Here is a 15,396-nt window from a genome sequence, read left to right as displayed (position 1 = left end):
GGCAATGATAGCGTATTTTAGCCAGACAAATATTTTTTGGGTACAAAGTGAGCGAGAAGTAGCGGGTGGAGGTTATGTGGATATAGAGTTATTTATCCGTCCCAATAACCCCAACACGCATCATCAGTTTGCTATTGAGCTAAAATATCTGAAAAAAGAGCAAGAGGCAATGCTTGCAGAGACAATGCAAGAGGCAAAAGAGCAAATTTTAGGTTATTACCAAAAGGATACACTTTTGCAAAGCAAAAAGATGCTGAATTTGCTGGCAGTGGTAGTGGTAAAGGATAAGGTTTTTGTAGAGAAAGCAATTACTTCATAGATATTTACACTTGGATAGCAGATAAACTTGCAATTTTTCTTTTAATATACCAAAACTGCTTTTGTGTTTTAGGCTCAAAGGAAAGAAAACTGAGGCAAAAATCATTATGACATTCTTGCACTTTTTGCTCAAAGAGTAAAAGAATTTCTTGCAAAATATGCTCGGCACTTTTTTGCTCACAATACACCACCAATTTATAGATAAACTCAATTATATCACCATCTATGCTTCTTAATTTTTCTGATTGCAGAAAACTTTTGATTTTGGGTAGAGCATATTCTGGATTGATTTCAAAAATGACCTTTAATAAAACAGCAAAAGTTTCGTAAGCGGTAGAAGGCTTTTCAGCAATCAAAAAAACCTTATCTATTTCCTTAAATGTTAGAGAATTTTTCTGATGTAAATACAACAAATAATTCGCTGTATAACGCATTATTGGAAAAGCATCGCGTACTTGTTGGAGTATGCTTTCATCAAAGGGGTATTTCTTGTATACATTTGCAAGCACTAAATAAGCTTTTTGAGGTTTGTTTTCGTGAGTAAATTTTTTGTGAAGCATTGCTTGTGTAAATACATAGTCGCGTAAGCCATATTCTTTATTTTTGAAATTAACAAAGCGAGCATAGTATTGCTCCATAGCTTTCAAAAAAGGAGCGTATTCGGTATTGGGGGTAGCTTCATAAAAATAAAACTGACCTGCGGGGATTTTAGCAAGTTCGGGAGCAAGTGCTTGAAAAATGACTTTATCCTGTGCCGCAGAAAACCAAAGAGTGCGTGGTATTGTCTGTTCCCAAAGACTTTCTTCATTTTTTTCTTATTCACAGGCATAGGCATTTCGCTGATGTATTCCAGTACAGTATCAAAATGATGATTTTTGAGGCAAATTTTTAGAAGTTTGGCTTCATCTACGATTTGGTTGAAGGTAGGTTGAAATGTTTTCTTGGTATAGAAATCATTTTCTGCTTTGAACTTATCCCAAGTCGCATAACCTATGTATTGAGCAAGAATATCCAGCGTAGAAGTTCTAAATTCGGATTGAACAGGGATAAGATTAAAAATTCTTTTAAGGGTAGTTTCAGAGATGTGTTCGCCGAGCGAATCTTCTATGCTTTGGCTCAATTTGGCAACGGCTGTGTAATTTGCTTTTTGATAATTGATTTTTTCAAGTAATTTTTCTTGCAGAAGTTGTAAAAATGAAGCGTCTTGCATAGCTTTTGGGGTATTTTGCCTGTAAGCAATTCTAAAAATTTTTCCTTTTCTCTCCAAACTTTTTCCAAAGAAAATTTTTCTCTCCAATCTTTTACGAGGTCTTACAAAGTTTATTTTTTGTAAAAAACTGAAATACAGATTTTTATTTATTAGTAAAAACAAAAAATATGTTTATATGTAAATATTGTTTGTTTTTATATGTTTGCTGAACATTGTTTAATTATTTGATTTTCAATTTTTTGTATTTGGACAAATTTGACCAAAATTTTTCTTGTTTTGCACTTTATTTTTGTTGCAAAGATTAAACATTAGGCATTGTGAAAGTTCTCAAAATTACAGGGCGAATGAGTGTAAAACGATTGCGTAAAGAACTCTATGAAAAGGAAGGCTTACGCATACGGGTATATGCTTCTGCTACAAGCAATGAAATAGCCGCTGACGATAGCACTTTGCACAAGGTTTCTTTTATGCGTATTCCTACGAGTTTTGTAGAGTTGCGGGGCAATATGCTCGTGGAAAATTTTGAGAAAATGTTTCTTGAACGCTTTGGCTTGAGAATAGAGGTACTAAATAAAGAGGGTGAAACCATAAGCAAAGACCTCTCGCTCAACAAAGCAAGTCTGAAAGAGCAAGTTGTATAAACTTGAAATAAACCTAAAAATTGATTGTTCAACCCTTAAACCCAAAACAACTATGGCAGATTTCAAAGTAAGCGGCAGAATGACCGTGAAAAAATTCCAAAATCTTGCTAAAGTACTAGCAGTTTTACTGGTTTCATTAACTGCTTGTAAGAAAGAGAAAAAAGCGGCAGATCCAGTAGACCACAAATTAGAGGTAACAGCTGAAATTAGTGGGGACTTAAAGAACTATTTTAAGGTTACACAGGGTATAATCAAGACCAAAGACCCTTGGGGGGAAGGAGAATTAGAAGCTGATGCTATAATGGTTGAATTTGAGAAAATTTCAGATGATTTACCTTTCGAATTAAATAATCAACAACCTTGTAAATCAAATAGTGGTGGGGAATATACTTGGTGTGTAATGGTAGATTTAATGGAGGAAAGTGGGAGCCCTTTTGATACAAATTTGCAATACTCTGATTATGAAGAAATGAAAAATTTAATTACTGCTAAAAAAGGTGAAAAACGTTGGGTAAAATTTAGTATGAGCTATGATAAAAGAAAAACATATGCAAAAGCAAAAAAAATAATAGTAAACTCAAAAGTAGAATATGAACCAAAACAAAAATCAAGTAACTCTTCAGCTTCTAGTACTAGCAGTAGCGAGGCATCAGAAGGTGATTGTAGTAGTTTTGTGAGTGAGTATGATAGCTTTGCTTCCAGCTACATCAGCTTACTTGAAAAGTATAAGGCTAATCCTAATGATGTTTCTTTATTATCCGAGTATCAGAGTATGGCTTCAAAAGCCGCTTCTATGCAAAGCAAAGTAAGTTCATTATCTTGTAGCCCAGCAGACTTGGCAAAAATTTCAGCAATTCAGATGAAAATTGCAAATGCCGCAAGTAAACTCTAATGATACGAATAAAAGTGGAGACCAGCAACCACTGAAAAAACGGGGCGTTTTCCGAAAAGCCAAAAGAGTAGGAGTAACCTAAAAAATATTAAGTTTATGAAAAAATTTTTGTTCTTTGAGGTATTGATTATGCCTTATGTTGTCAAAATCCTATTTTGGTTAATAGAAATCGTTTTACTTATAGTATCACTTTACTTTATTTTCTTTGAAAAAATGGGTAAATTCCCAGAACGTTTACTTGTTGGTTTGTTAGGCTTCTCAGTCATAACCATTATTGTAAGACTATTTCTTGAAACTTGGCTAGTGATTTTTGGAATCTATGAGCAATTAAGAAAAACCAAAGAAATGCTTAAATAGTAGTTCATTAAAGCAGGTTTCGTAGATGTGATGTCTACGAAACCTAATTTTTAACTTAAAAATCAACTCTTATGAAAGCTATACAATTTATGCATCCGGGTAAAGAATATTTGTTTCCCCAAAAAGACAGAAATATTCATTATTGTCAAGAGAAAAATATTCGTTATTGGAACTCTAAAGGTAAGCACTTTCGTAAATACTTAAAAGCTAGCGGAGAATATTTATGCAATCTTTCTCAAAATACTCAAAAGGGAGAATTATACTTCTGGGGAGAGTGGGAAGGGGCAAGTTATTACGAGAAGCTAAATTCTGATAGTCCTGCTTACTTACATAAACCAACTTTGAAGTATAAGCCTGTAAAAGTAGTTTCAAATACCGATCCTTTTGTATTTGCCTCAAACTTTTACTATACGAATTGTATGCAATGTAGTAAAAAAATACTAAGGGAACTTCAAGAGAATGATTTGATACTTTTTGGTTCGTATTCAAAACAAGGTTTTTTATTAGATACATTATTCGTTGTGAAATCATCAAAAAGATTTGAGGAGGTAAAATTTAATGAGTGTCCTAAAGCCCTTGTAGAGCTTACCTTAAAGCAATTAGAAAAATATAAAGATTGTGAGCCTGAAATAGACCTCTGTAAATCCGTAAAAAAACAAAATGAGTGTAAAGAGTGGATTTTCTATGAAGCTAAAATGTTTGATGATGATAAGGAGTATTTTTCCTTTGTACCTTGTAATATAAAATTGGAAGGAAACAATAGACACAAAAGACTTTTACTGAATTATGGGAATGATTTTATAGGTTTAGCAAAAATTACTCAGGGCATAAAAAAACTCAATCTTTTCAATACTAAGGAAATATGGAAAAAAATTGTAGATGAAGCATTAAAACAAGGTTTTGCCTTAGCTACAAGTTTTGAAGAAATACAGTAGATAAGGTTTTATCATAAAACCATTAGCCCCCAATTAGCAATAAGCGAAAGAATAATGCCAATGTATTGCAAGTAAGTCAATTTTTCTTTGTAGATAAATACACCTATTGCCAAAGGAAGGGTGTCGCCTATTACTCGTATTATCAGCAAAGAAGAGAGAGGCACAAACAGATAAGAAAGATTGCTAAAATATACGCCCAATGCTCCCAAAAAAGCTATTAGCAATAAAAACAGAAAACTCTTACCCGAAAGCGTAAAAGTTTGGGTAAATTTTCTTTGCCATAATAGTTGAAAGCCACTAACGCATAAGATGGTCAGTTCTAAAATAAATCCAAATCGCGAAGGTCCTAATTTTTCGGTAGTTTCTTTGAAAAAAGCATAACTGATTGCCCAAAAAATGCCTGCTAAAACAGCAAATAATATGCCTCGGTGCTGTAGTTGAGCATTTATAGAACCTGTTTTGAAGGTAATAAGCAAGGAAGCAAAAAAGGAAATGCCAAACAAGATAGCTTTTTGCCACACAAAAGGCTCTTTGTAATAGACAATACTCCACCAAAAATGAAAAAAACTACTCAATGCTAAAAACCTACCAATAAGGCTCAAAGGCAAATACTGCTGAGATTTTACAAAAAAATACAAACCCCAATACGAAACAAAAGACATTAGCACCGAAAAAACTACGTCTTGCCAAGAAAAATGATGATTTTCTTGCATAATCCAAGCCACAATTCCTAAAAAAGTAGTAGTCCATAAGTTGCGAATAAAAATCCCTTTTTCTGCCGAAACTTCTCGCAAAGGTACTTTCCAAAGCGAATCGGCAATGGCAAAAGCGAAATGAACAATTGCTACACTGATAAGAGCAAGTATTTCAGGTTTCATAAATTTCAACCTTGAATTTTGCTTTTTGCCCCAAAATGCAGATTTTTGCCTGAAATTACAAGCACTTTCAATGGAGAACCTACTGAATAGTTTTATAGAGAGTTTTTGGCAAAAATTTCCTTTTTTACTTCCCGAAATTAGCATTGCAATCGGTTTGAATCTCTTGCTTTTGCTTTCGCTGTTTGAAAAAAAATGGCAAAATAAAATTTGGTTCGCCTCGCTACTGGAAGGTTTCTACGTTCTTATTTTACTCGTTGCCTTATATTGGGCGTATCAGATACACCAGGAGCCTTCTTTTTCTGCTTTTCGTCAGATGATTTTGTTTTCTGCTTTGCTTGTGGCTATTTTTTTTCCAAAGCCGGTTCAAATTATTCAAAATAAAGTTTTGGGTGAGTATTACTTTCTGCTCCTATCGGCGAGTTTGGGGCTAATGCTTATGCTTACCAGCCAAGAATGGCTCACTTTGCTTATTTCTTTAGAACTCTCAGCGGTAGCTTTGTACGTGTTGGTAGTGCTTTCTTGGCAGAAAAATAGTTTGGAAGGTTCTTTGAAATATTTGCTATTCGGCATAATGGCTTCGGCAATAATGATTTATGGCATTTCTTGGCTATATGGTTTGCAGGGCGGTGTTTTGAGCTTTGAAAATATCCTTTGGAAAATCAGTAATACCAAACTGGCTTATGTGGCTTTTATTTTGGTGCTTTCGGGATTTTTACTTAAAATTTCTGCATTTCCTTGGCACATCTGGACCCCCGATGCCTACCAAATTGCTCCTACTTCGGTAACAGCCTTTTTAGCTACTGCCCCTAAAATTGCCAGTGTAGCGATGCTTTACAAAATTTCGCTTGCTTACGAGCCACTCTTGCCTGCTCTGCCACAAGTTTTTTTTGTGGTGGCAATGGCAAGTATTTTGGTGGGCAATCTTGTAGCTTTTTGGCAGAAAAATCTTAAACGTATGCTTGCGTATAGTTCGGTAGCTGGTGCGGGTTTTTTGCTTATAGCTACCAACTTGCACAAAAGCAGTGATGAAAAAATCCTTTTGTTTTTCTTGCTGGTATATGTGCTGGCAAACTTTTTACTCTTTGCTTTGGCAGAGCATTACGAAACCAAACATCAGATTACAGAAATTCAACAATTTGAGGGCTTGGGGCAAAAAGATACTTTCTTGATGATAGCAATGTTTGTTGGCTTTCTGACGCTTGCAGGTTTGCCCCCTACGGCAGGTTTTTCGGCTAAAATATTGCTTTTTTCTTTGCTTTGGGAAAAATACCAAAGCTCGCAAGAAAGTATTTTACTGGCTTGGCTGGTGGTGGGGTTGCTGGCTACATTTTTGGCACTTTTTTATTACCTCAAAATCCCGTTTTTAGCTTTTTTCAGACCTTCTAAAAATTTTCAGAGGCAAAAAAACTTACGTCTGTATTTCTGGGTATCACTTTTATTAGTTCTGATTTTGCTTTTATTTTTCCGTCCTTTTTTGCTTTTTAAGTAAGTTTTTCTATCTTGCCTTCGGCAAAGCTATATGACACTATGACCGAGGAGATACTCAAAGCCCTAATGCAACTATTTGGTATTACGGCTTCTTTGGAAGGCACACAACCCACTTATAGGAATTTAGTAGAAAATTTTTTGCAAGAGCATCTTAGCCCTGAACAGGTGCATAAATACTTGCTGATTTTTGAGGAATTTTCCAAACTTCGTACCGTAGAAACTGATGATAGTGGCTTAAAACTTACAAGTACGCGTATTTCGTCGCGTATGCTCGTGATATGTACGCGTATCAATCAGGAGCTTACCCAACAGCAAAAACTTGTAGCTCTTATCAAAATGATTGAACTTATCGCCGCCGATGGCGAAATCAGCCCTAACGAATGGGAGTTCATTCATACCGTTGCCTCTATTTTTAATTTTGAACAGAACGAAGTAGAAAATTTTATCAACTTCATCACCATTGATTACATTGAAAAACATTTCCTTGAAAATACGCTTTATATTACACCTTTTGCCAATATTCATTATGCTTATCATTTGCATCAGCCTCATCTGCAAGGATTTATGCTTGTTTTGCGAGTACCCAATCTGGAAACGTATCTTTTCAAATACATTGGCGAGCAAGATTACTATCTGAATGGCTTTTTGCTCAGAAGCGGGCATATTTATTTCCTTTCGCCGGGCAGTGTTATCAGAGGAGGACGCATAGAAGCCATTTATTACAGCGATATTGTGAGCATTTTCCGAAAAACCAAGCAAGAGCAAAGAATTTATTTGGAAGCCAAACGTGTAACTCATCTTTTTGCAAGCAAAAAAAATGGTATTCGGGAAATTAGCTTTGCCGAAAGCGGTGGCAAACTTTTGGGGATAATGGGCGAGAGTGGTGCAGGAAAATCTACACTGCTGGAAGTGCTTAATGGAAACCTAAAACCTCATAGCGGCGAAGTGCTTATCAATGGGCGTAATGTGCATAAAGAAAAATTAGAAGGTATTATCGGCTATGTGCCGCAAGATGATTTGCTCATTGAGCATTTGAGCGTTTATGATAACTTGTATTATGCGGCAAAATTGAGCTTGGGTAGCCAGAATGAAGCACAAATTCAGGAAAGTGTAGAAGAGGTTTTGAGGGATTTGGGTTTGCAGGAAGTTGCTCATTTGCAAGTTGGCTCGCCGCTGGAAAGAACCATTAGTGGCGGGCAAAGAAAACGCTTGAATATCGGTTTAGAGCTATTACGCAAACCCGCTATTCTTTTTGTTGATGAACCTACTTCGGGGCTTTCTTCTCGCGATTCGGAAAATATTATGGATTTGCTCAAAGAGCTTGCTCTGGAAGGCAAACTTGTGATAGTAGTCATTCATCAGCCTTCAGCAACGATTTTCAAAATGTTTGATAAACTGCTCGTGCTGGATACAGGGGGCTATCCGATTTATTATGGCAGTCCTATTGATGCAGTGCCGTATTTTCGTAAGCACGCAAGGCAGGTGAGCCGTAGCCAAGGCGAATGTGGCGAGTGTGGTAATATTGATGTAGGACAAATTTTTGATATTATTTCCGCCAAAATTGTTAATGAATATGGACGCTTTACAGAAAAAAGAAAAATCTCGCCCCAACAATGGCACGAAATTTATCAAAAAGAGCTGGAAAGCCAATCTAAAAATGAAGTCCCCATTCAAGCTGAAATTACCAATCAGCGTATTCAATTACCTAACCGAATTAGGCAATGGTGGATTTTTTTGAAAAGAGATTTGAAAAACAAAGTAAATCATTCGCAATATTTGCTTGTCAATTTGTTGCAAGCACCGCTTTTGGCTTTTGGCTTGGCGTATGTGAATCGCTATCACGAGCCTAATAAGCCCTATACATTTGGTGAAAATGAAAATATCCCTGCTTATATTTTTATTGCAATTATTGTGGCATTATTTTCGGGGCTGGTAGGGAGTGCCGAGCAGATTATCAGCGATAGAAAAATTCTCAAAAGAGAGGCTTTTTTGCATTTGAGTCGTAATAGCTATTTGCTTGCCAAAGTGGCGGTGCTTTTTATGCTTTCCTTTGTGCAAACACTGGCTTTGGTATGGATAGGCAATAGCCTTTTAGAAATTCGCGGAATGACTTGGGAGTATTTTATGGTGCTTTTTTCTTGTTCGGCTTTTGCCAATGTTTTGGGCTTGCTGATTTCAGACTCTTTCAAATCCGCAGTTACGGTGTATATTCTGATACCTCTACTATTGATTCCGCAACTTGTTTTGGGGGGCATTGTGATTCGTTTTGATAAAGTGAATCCCGACTTCAAATTTTCTGCCCAAGACCATATTCCTTGGTTTTCGGAGCTTTTAGCGTCGCGTTGGGCATTTGAGGCTCTAATGGTGGTGCAGTTCAAGGAAAATGCCTACGAAAAACCTTTGTACGCTTACGATAAAATCATAGCAACCGCCGAATACAAAAAAGTATTTTATTTGCCTGAATTGCAGAAACTTTTGGATAAAGCCCGAAGCAATCCGTATCAGTCGGGGCAGACTTTTTGGCTCATTCGGAACGAGCTTACCAAAGAATTAGAAAAAATAGATAGAAAAGAAATTCCTACGCTTTACGCCCTTACAGAGGCTAAAAATATTGCAGGTACTTACAGCCAAATTGAAAAGATTTTCAAAAATATCCGAAAATATTACAAACAAGAACAACAAGCGGCTACAAAAGCCAAAGATGATTTTTTACGAAAAAATCCTGCTCATCAGAGCCTTCGGCAAAAGTATCATAACGAAGCGGTGGCTCGTTTGGTAAAACAACTGGATAGTGAGCAAAAATTAGTTGTTTTGCAAAAACATATAGAACCCATTGCCAATGCGGTTTATATTGATGCCCAAGATGTTTCTGCTCATTTTTTTGCCCCCAATAAAAAATTTGCAGGTGAAACGATAAGCACTTTATTATTCAATTTGGCTGTTTTGTGGATAATGATAATTGCCACTTACTTTATCTTATATTTTCGTTTGCTGGCACGCTTTGTAAAGTGGTTGGAAATGCTTTTTTGGAAACTCAAATTTACTTTTGGGTAAAAGAGAATTATTTTTTACATTTGTGATAAGAATTTCATAGCCTAGCTAAATGTTGATATATGAGGGTTTTGCTCCTTCTGATAAGTTTTTTTGGTTTTTTGCTTGCAAATGCTCAAACTTCTGCCCGAAAGTATGCCATTCAGTTTTTGAGGGTACATTCCCGAGAACACGCCTATCTTTTGCAAAAATACTATCAAACCAATTCGGTAGTGAATTTGCCTGGGGCTACTATCAATATCGGTAGGCATTTGGACTTTATGATTTATCTTACCGATACCACCCACCGTGATATTATCATTCACGAAATACCCTTGATGATTCACGAAATCTATCACGATTATTCTCGGCGTGGGGCTTTCAGGTATTTGGAAGAAAAACCGCAACTTTTTGAAGTAGGCAAAGAATACTTGCTTTTCTATTTTGATGAAAACAAGGAAATTTTTTCCGAAATTATCTCTACTTTTCCTGCCAGCGAAATAGCCAAAATTATTCCCAATCACTTGCGAGAGGAGCGTTACAAAACGTTCATTGATACGAAAAATCTTGCTCTTTTGCCTCAAAAAATAGGCTTTTTTGGCTTATTGGACGAATGGAACGCCTTTTATCATCAGACTTGGGTAGCATTTGAAAGCAGAGAGTTTTATGAGCGAGAGTCGTATCAAGATGCTAAGCACTGGGAGGGCTATTTTTCCAATTATTACGATAGCTATCACGCATACGTGGAGTTTAAGTATTACATTCTCAAATACTTACAATATGCCAAACACAAACACCCCAAAATTTATGAAAAAATAGTTCTAAATTCGCAAGTAAAAGCTATTTACAAAGAAATTGATGAGCGTTTCAAGAAACTTTTAGAGGAGTTTGTTAAATACAAACCTTTGGTATTTGGTTTTTTAGAAAAAAAGGGAATACTACTTGCCGAAGAGGTACATAACGAACACACTATTTTGTTTATTATGGGAATTGGCGTAGATACACAAGATAAAATTTTCAAACTCTACGAAAAGGCTTTGGAAGATGAAGAACTGAAAACTTTGGATTTTCAACTTAAAAATTAGCAGGATTATCGGGATTAGCTTGATTTTTCAAAAACCTCAAACTTCAAACCCCTCAAACTTCAAACCCCAAACCTCAAACCTCAAACCTTCTTGCTATGGGCTATTTGTATATTTTCCTGACCATTGTACTGACAGCCTACGGACAGATAATTCTTAAATGGCGTTTGAATCTCAAAGGCTCAATGCCCGAAGGTTTTTGGGCGAAATTGCAATATTTTTGGGAGGTTTTTTGGGATTTTTGGGTAATTAGTAGTTTTGCTTCGGCTTTCTTAGCAAGTTTTACGTGGATAGCCGCACTTACCAAGTTTGATTTGTCTTTTGCTTATCCATTCACAAGCATTGCTTTTGTGCTGGTGCTATTTTTGAGCCACTATTTTTTCTCCGAGCCACTTTCTTGGCAAAAAATTGCAGGCACTTTTCTGATTGTAGGAGGCATTATCTTGCTGGCTCAGAGCAAGTGATTTTTTCAAAATTTTGCTTTTCAGGCTGAAAAAGGTACAAGTATTTGAAGCCTTTTTGGAGCGTCAATTTTTTGAGTTCCTCTGTTGTAAAACCTTGTGTCCAAGTTTTTTCACGCAAGCTATGGTCGTAATAACCAAAACCATACGCACCCACAGGATATTTGGGGGGAGGCAAACCATTGAGGAGAGCCAGTCCTGAAACGCCCACCAAATACATTCCGTCTTGTGTTGCAAGGGCTGTTTCCCACTGCGGGAAATGGAGTTTATGAAAAGGAATATACAACAAAGCCTCTTCTTTTTCGGCAACAGGTAGTTTGTTTAGCTCTGCAATTTTTTGAATAAATTGATAGTAGCTATTTTGTTGGATTCTGATTTGCAAGCTATCGCTGAATATTCTTTTTGCCTTATGCCAATCAGGGTGTTGGGGACGGAATACATTTTCAAGATAATGCGTAGCTTTCCAAGAAAAATCATTGATTTGCATAATTTTCTTGCGAGCCTGAAAATTTGCTTCCCACGAATCATTAAAATTGTTTCGGTACATCATATACATCAGCAAGGCTATCCCTACGAATACGGGATATTTGAGCCACTTCCAAAAATTAAAACTTAAAGCAGGAATAAAAGGGAAATAGGCAAGCAAAAAAGCCGCCGCCAAAAATCTTTGTACGCTCAAAAAATACATTCCTGTACTACCAAAAAGCACAAGCACTACATTAGGAGCTATGCCCGCCAAAGCAACTACCCAGAGCAGTTCAATAAAAATGGTATCGGTTCTACGAAACCAATTTGATAGGCTAATTTTTTCGTTCCAAAGGTAAAGAAAAGTTGCTACATACAGAGTTCCATAAAAAACTATCCAAAAGTTAAAAGGCTCAAAATGCTCTTGGCGGAAAAAATGAAACCACTCCATTCGTCCCTCGTAGCTTTTTTCCTGACCACTAAAAGGAATGGTTTCAGCAGTAAAAAGGTAGCAAATCACTAAATTTGCCAGCATCAGCAAAATCCAAAGCCAATAGTACCATTTTGTAAAAAGTTTTTTTCGTAAAAACAAATAGCCTGCACCTGCCGTAAGGGCTACTACAACAGCAACGTGAGCCGTTCCTAAAACAAAGCCAAATACAGGCAAAAAGAACCAAATCAAAACCTTTTTTTGGCTTTCCGTTTGCCAAAAGGTAATTAGGCTTTCTACAAAAATGAAAAAGAAACCCAGTGCAATGGTGTAGGTGTGTGTTTGCACAAAATGAAGCCCCAAAAGTCCTCTTGTATAGATATTATCGGGTAGCGGGAAAAGGATACACAAAAAAATTACCCAAAACCAAAGCGAAGTAGATAAATTCGTAAGTGTAGAAGTTCTTTTTTGAGCGAAAAAAGCAAAAAGCCTTTGTACAAGTTCTAAGAAAGCAAAAATCCAAAAAGCGAAAAATACAATCGGATACGTGAGGTTGTAGTATTGATGAATGGGTATTTCAAAAAAATAAGCCAAATGCCCACCAAGCCAATGCGTAAAAACATTGTAGTTCATTGGAATAGTGCCGTCCAAACCTGTTGTAAAAACTTCATAGGTTTGAAACATTTTGGCACAAGCACTATGATACACCGTATCCAGATAGGTATGTGGTAAGTTCAGTGCAGAAAAGTTTTCAAGAAGGATAGGGGAGAAAGCGAATTTGTAAATATGCCCCAGCAAATAACTACCCACTAAAAGTGCTAAAAAGGCGTATCCTACGATTTTTTTTACCGAAAAAGCACGAGAACTTGCAATAGCCCCGAAAATATACAAGCCTGCAAGAATACCCAACAAAGCAATGCCCCAACTCAAAAAGCCTAACCATTCTGCATAGCGTTTCAGAAATCCTAAACTTGCAAGGCTCAAAAGCAGATACACACTTTGCAGGCTGTAAGTTCGCCACCAGAGAAGTTTTCGGGGCTGTGGTAAAAATTGAGGCAAAAGCAAAATAAACCAAGCCAAACCTAAACTTTTCAGAAGCGTAACCGAAGGCATCTGAAAGCCCCAAATATAAAGCGGAATGATACAAGTAATAAAAAAACTAACCGCAGCGGCGATAACGGCATTTTTCCGAAAAAGCATACCTCAAACTTTCGGTAAAAATAGAAAATTCGTAAAAACCAAAATTAGACAAGGGAAAAATTTATGTCAAAACTTACAAATTTGCGTATTTGTAGAATAGCCAAGTTGGAAAGAATAATTTTACTCTTTTGCTTTTACTACGCAGGCACACATACGCACTTGGCGAATTTTGTACCAATTCCAAAGATATGACAAAGCAATGCCTACAATGCCCAAAATATCTAAAAAATGCCTATGAACAAAAATCTGGCTTATCAGAATAAGAGCAAATGAAAAAATCAGTAAAAGCAAGGGAGGGGCAAATTTATGCAAACGCAAATCTTTCCAAAGAACCGAAAAACCAATCACAAAACTAATTAACGTAATGCTTATTTCTACCTCTTCCGAAAACCATTCGGCTACGGCAGGCATAAAAGCAAGCAGAGCAGGGGTGGCAAGGCAATGCAAACCACAAAGTAAAGAAAGTGAAAATCCTAACTTAGCTACAAATTGATGATAAAAGCGTTTCATTGTTTCAACTTTGTTGCAAATATACAGAAAAGCAACAAAGTTGCAAATGTTTTTGTTCAATCAAGGGGTAAATTTTTTTCAAAGTCGTAGAGCGTGAGTAGTCGGATTTTGTAATAGCCTACCCAAATGGCTTCTAATTGCTTCAAATAGTTTTGTTGTGAAAGACTTTGGCTGGCAAATGCTCTTTCCAGCTCGCTTAGGTTGGTGTTGCCATTCAGGTATTCTTGGTAGGTCATCAGATACACTTTTCGGGCAATGGTCTGATTTTTTTTAGCAATTTCTAATTGTTTTTGGGCTACCAACCAGTTTTTTATTTGCAGTTCCAATTCCAGTTCCAATTCTTGCATTTCTCTTTCAGTTTCTTGCAAAATCATCTCTTTTTGCAATTGAGCCACCCTCACTTGCGATTTTCCCCTTTGCCAATCCAGAATCGGAATTTGAAACGATATACGAGCATTTTCTTGGTCTTTTACGTTTCTATACACATCTCTGATGGTTTGTCCGTCTTTGGAAAGCCCAAAAGCCAGAGAAATATCAGCTTTTAAGCCTGCATTGGCACGTGCTTGGGCAAGTTCTTTATCGGCTTCGGTAATTTTCCGCTGAATTTCTATGCTTTTACGACTATTTTTGCGAAAACGTTCCAAAGCTATTTCCAAATTTATTTCGGCTACCAGCTCGCTGGGGTATTGCAGTTGCACATTTTCGTTGAGCTTGAAATAACTCTGAAACTGCCTTAAAGCGAACTCATACTGATTTCTGCCTTGGGTGAGTTCTTGCTCGGCTTGTAAATAATTGATTTCATTGCGTAAAAGCTCATTTTCCGTGATTTTCCCTACTGAAAATCGCTTTTGTGCCAGCACAAAAAGGCTATCGCTGAATATTTTTTGTTTTTCCAGCATCTGCAAATTTTCTTGCTCTAAAAGCAACTGAAAAAACAACTGCATACCCTTTACTTTTGCCATTTCTGCATCTTCTTTGAACTTTTTTTGTGATTCTTGGTAGCGTATAGGCTGAATTTTGTTTTCCCAACGCATTGCATTAAAACTACCCAAAGGTTGCCTAATACCTACGAGAGCAGGATAGGCAAGGTAAGAAACGGCATTGGTGGGCTGAAAAACGTCTATACGATTGAGCTGTGAGGAAGCAAAAATAGTTGTACCTGTGGAGGCAATATTTTGGGCAATAGAAAGTTCTACCAGCGAAGTAGCTAAACTTCGCTCACGGAAAGCCTCTACACCATCGTTTTGCGTTACGGGAATGATAGTTCTGCTAAAATTAGGCAAATCGCCGTTGAACATTAGGCGGGGTTTGTTGTTAGAAAGGTGATAGCGATATTGCCAAAAACTAATTTGAAACTCTTTTTCTGCTTTCTGGAAATCAAAAGTCTGACTGCCCGACCAACGCAAAATATCCTCTAAACTGATATTTTTTTGAGCAAATATTGCGGTAGTAATGAATAATGTTAAAATTGCAAGCCAAGTTTTCATTCATTGCACGTA

The 15,396-nt window shown here is 36.7% G+C and carries 15 protein-coding genes; 9 read left to right on the top strand and 6 right to left on the bottom strand.

Annotated features, from left to right (window positions below):
* The coding region (locus ACWITO_RS06710; RefSeq protein ID WP_448529229.1) for a PD-(D/E)XK nuclease domain-containing protein at window positions 1–319 on the top strand (319 nt) is incomplete at its 5' end.
* A gap of 4 nt (window positions 320–323) precedes the next feature.
* On the opposite strand, the gene ACWITO_RS06705 is transcribed toward ACWITO_RS06710, so the two are convergent.
* The gene (locus tag ACWITO_RS06705; RefSeq protein WP_448529228.1) at window positions 324–956 is read right to left on the bottom strand and encodes a hypothetical protein; all 633 of its coding nucleotides are present in this window, start codon (window positions 954–956) and stop codon (window positions 324–326) included.
* A gap of 5 nt (window positions 957–961) precedes the next feature.
* Window positions 962–1,528: a hypothetical protein gene (locus tag ACWITO_RS06700; RefSeq protein ID WP_448529227.1), complete on the bottom strand. Its 567-nt coding sequence runs from the start codon at window positions 1,526–1,528 to the stop codon at window positions 962–964.
* A 317-nt stretch (window positions 1,529–1,845) separates the two neighbouring features.
* Between ACWITO_RS06700 and ACWITO_RS06695 the strand changes: the two genes are divergently transcribed.
* The 4 genes from ACWITO_RS06695 (at window position 1,846) to ACWITO_RS06680 (ending at window position 4,353) form a co-directional block, all read left to right on the top strand.
* Complete coding sequence (locus ACWITO_RS06695; protein ID WP_448529226.1) at window positions 1,846–2,169, top strand: hypothetical protein; 324 nt, start codon at window positions 1,846–1,848, stop codon at window positions 2,167–2,169.
* A gap of 52 nt (window positions 2,170–2,221) precedes the next feature.
* Complete coding sequence (locus tag ACWITO_RS06690; protein WP_448529225.1) at window positions 2,222–3,061, top strand: DUF6591 domain-containing protein; 840 nt, start codon at window positions 2,222–2,224, stop codon at window positions 3,059–3,061.
* Window positions 3,062–3,157: 96 nt separating this feature from the next.
* A complete protein-coding gene (locus tag ACWITO_RS06685) occupies window positions 3,158–3,418 on the top strand; it encodes a DUF4282 domain-containing protein (protein ID WP_448529224.1) in 261 nt (86 codons plus the stop codon).
* A gap of 71 nt (window positions 3,419–3,489) precedes the next feature.
* The gene (locus ACWITO_RS06680; protein WP_448529223.1) at window positions 3,490–4,353 is read left to right on the top strand and encodes a hypothetical protein; all 864 of its coding nucleotides are present in this window, start codon (window positions 3,490–3,492) and stop codon (window positions 4,351–4,353) included.
* A gap of 11 nt (window positions 4,354–4,364) precedes the next feature.
* Here the strand turns inward: ACWITO_RS06680 and ACWITO_RS06675 are convergent, their stop codons facing one another.
* Window positions 4,365–5,231 carry an EamA family transporter gene (locus ACWITO_RS06675; RefSeq protein WP_448529222.1) on the bottom strand — a complete coding sequence of 289 codons (867 nt, stop codon included), beginning with the start codon at window positions 5,229–5,231 and terminating at the stop codon, window positions 4,365–4,367.
* A gap of 70 nt (window positions 5,232–5,301) precedes the next feature.
* Here ACWITO_RS06675 and ACWITO_RS06670 point away from each other — a divergent pair, with 70 nt between their 5' ends.
* The 4 genes from ACWITO_RS06670 (at window position 5,302) to ACWITO_RS06655 (ending at window position 11,295) form a co-directional block, all read left to right on the top strand.
* Window positions 5,302–6,720 (top strand): NADH-quinone oxidoreductase subunit N, encoded by a 1,419-nt coding sequence (locus ACWITO_RS06670; protein ID WP_448529221.1) that lies wholly within the window; start codon window positions 5,302–5,304, stop codon window positions 6,718–6,720.
* A 38-nt stretch (window positions 6,721–6,758) separates the two neighbouring features.
* Window positions 6,759–9,773 carry an ATP-binding cassette domain-containing protein gene (locus ACWITO_RS06665; RefSeq protein WP_448529220.1) on the top strand — a complete coding sequence of 1,005 codons (3,015 nt, stop codon included), beginning with the start codon at window positions 6,759–6,761 and terminating at the stop codon, window positions 9,771–9,773.
* Window positions 9,774–9,832: 59 nt separating this feature from the next.
* Entirely contained in the window at window positions 9,833–10,834 is a 1,002-nt protein-coding gene (locus ACWITO_RS06660) for a hypothetical protein (RefSeq protein WP_448529219.1), read from the top strand.
* 95 nt (window positions 10,835–10,929) lie between these two features.
* On the top strand, window positions 10,930–11,295 hold the full coding sequence (locus ACWITO_RS06655) for a hypothetical protein (RefSeq protein ID WP_448529218.1): 366 nt from the start codon (window positions 10,930–10,932) through the stop codon (window positions 11,293–11,295).
* Here ACWITO_RS06655 and ACWITO_RS06650 read toward each other — a convergent pair.
* From ACWITO_RS06650 to ACWITO_RS06640, 3 genes are all read right to left on the bottom strand, one after another.
* Entirely contained in the window at window positions 11,270–13,387 is a 2,118-nt protein-coding gene (locus ACWITO_RS06650; protein ID WP_448529217.1) for a hypothetical protein, read from the bottom strand. The genes ACWITO_RS06655 and ACWITO_RS06650 overlap by 26 nt on opposite strands.
* A 120-nt stretch (window positions 13,388–13,507) precedes the next feature.
* Window positions 13,508–13,897 carry a MerC domain-containing protein gene (locus tag ACWITO_RS06645; protein ID WP_448529216.1) on the bottom strand — a complete coding sequence of 130 codons (390 nt, stop codon included), beginning with the start codon at window positions 13,895–13,897 and terminating at the stop codon, window positions 13,508–13,510.
* A 56-nt stretch (window positions 13,898–13,953) separates the two neighbouring features.
* Window positions 13,954–15,384, bottom strand: coding sequence for a TolC family protein (locus ACWITO_RS06640; protein ID WP_448529215.1), 1,431 nt, complete (start codon window positions 15,382–15,384; stop codon window positions 13,954–13,956).
* Between the last annotated feature and the right edge of the window lie 12 nt (window positions 15,385–15,396).

The sequence above is a fragment of the Raineya sp. genome, assembly GCF_053497555.1.
Note: the sequence above shows the minus strand (reverse complement) of the source record. Positions and strands in the feature narration are given on the sequence as shown.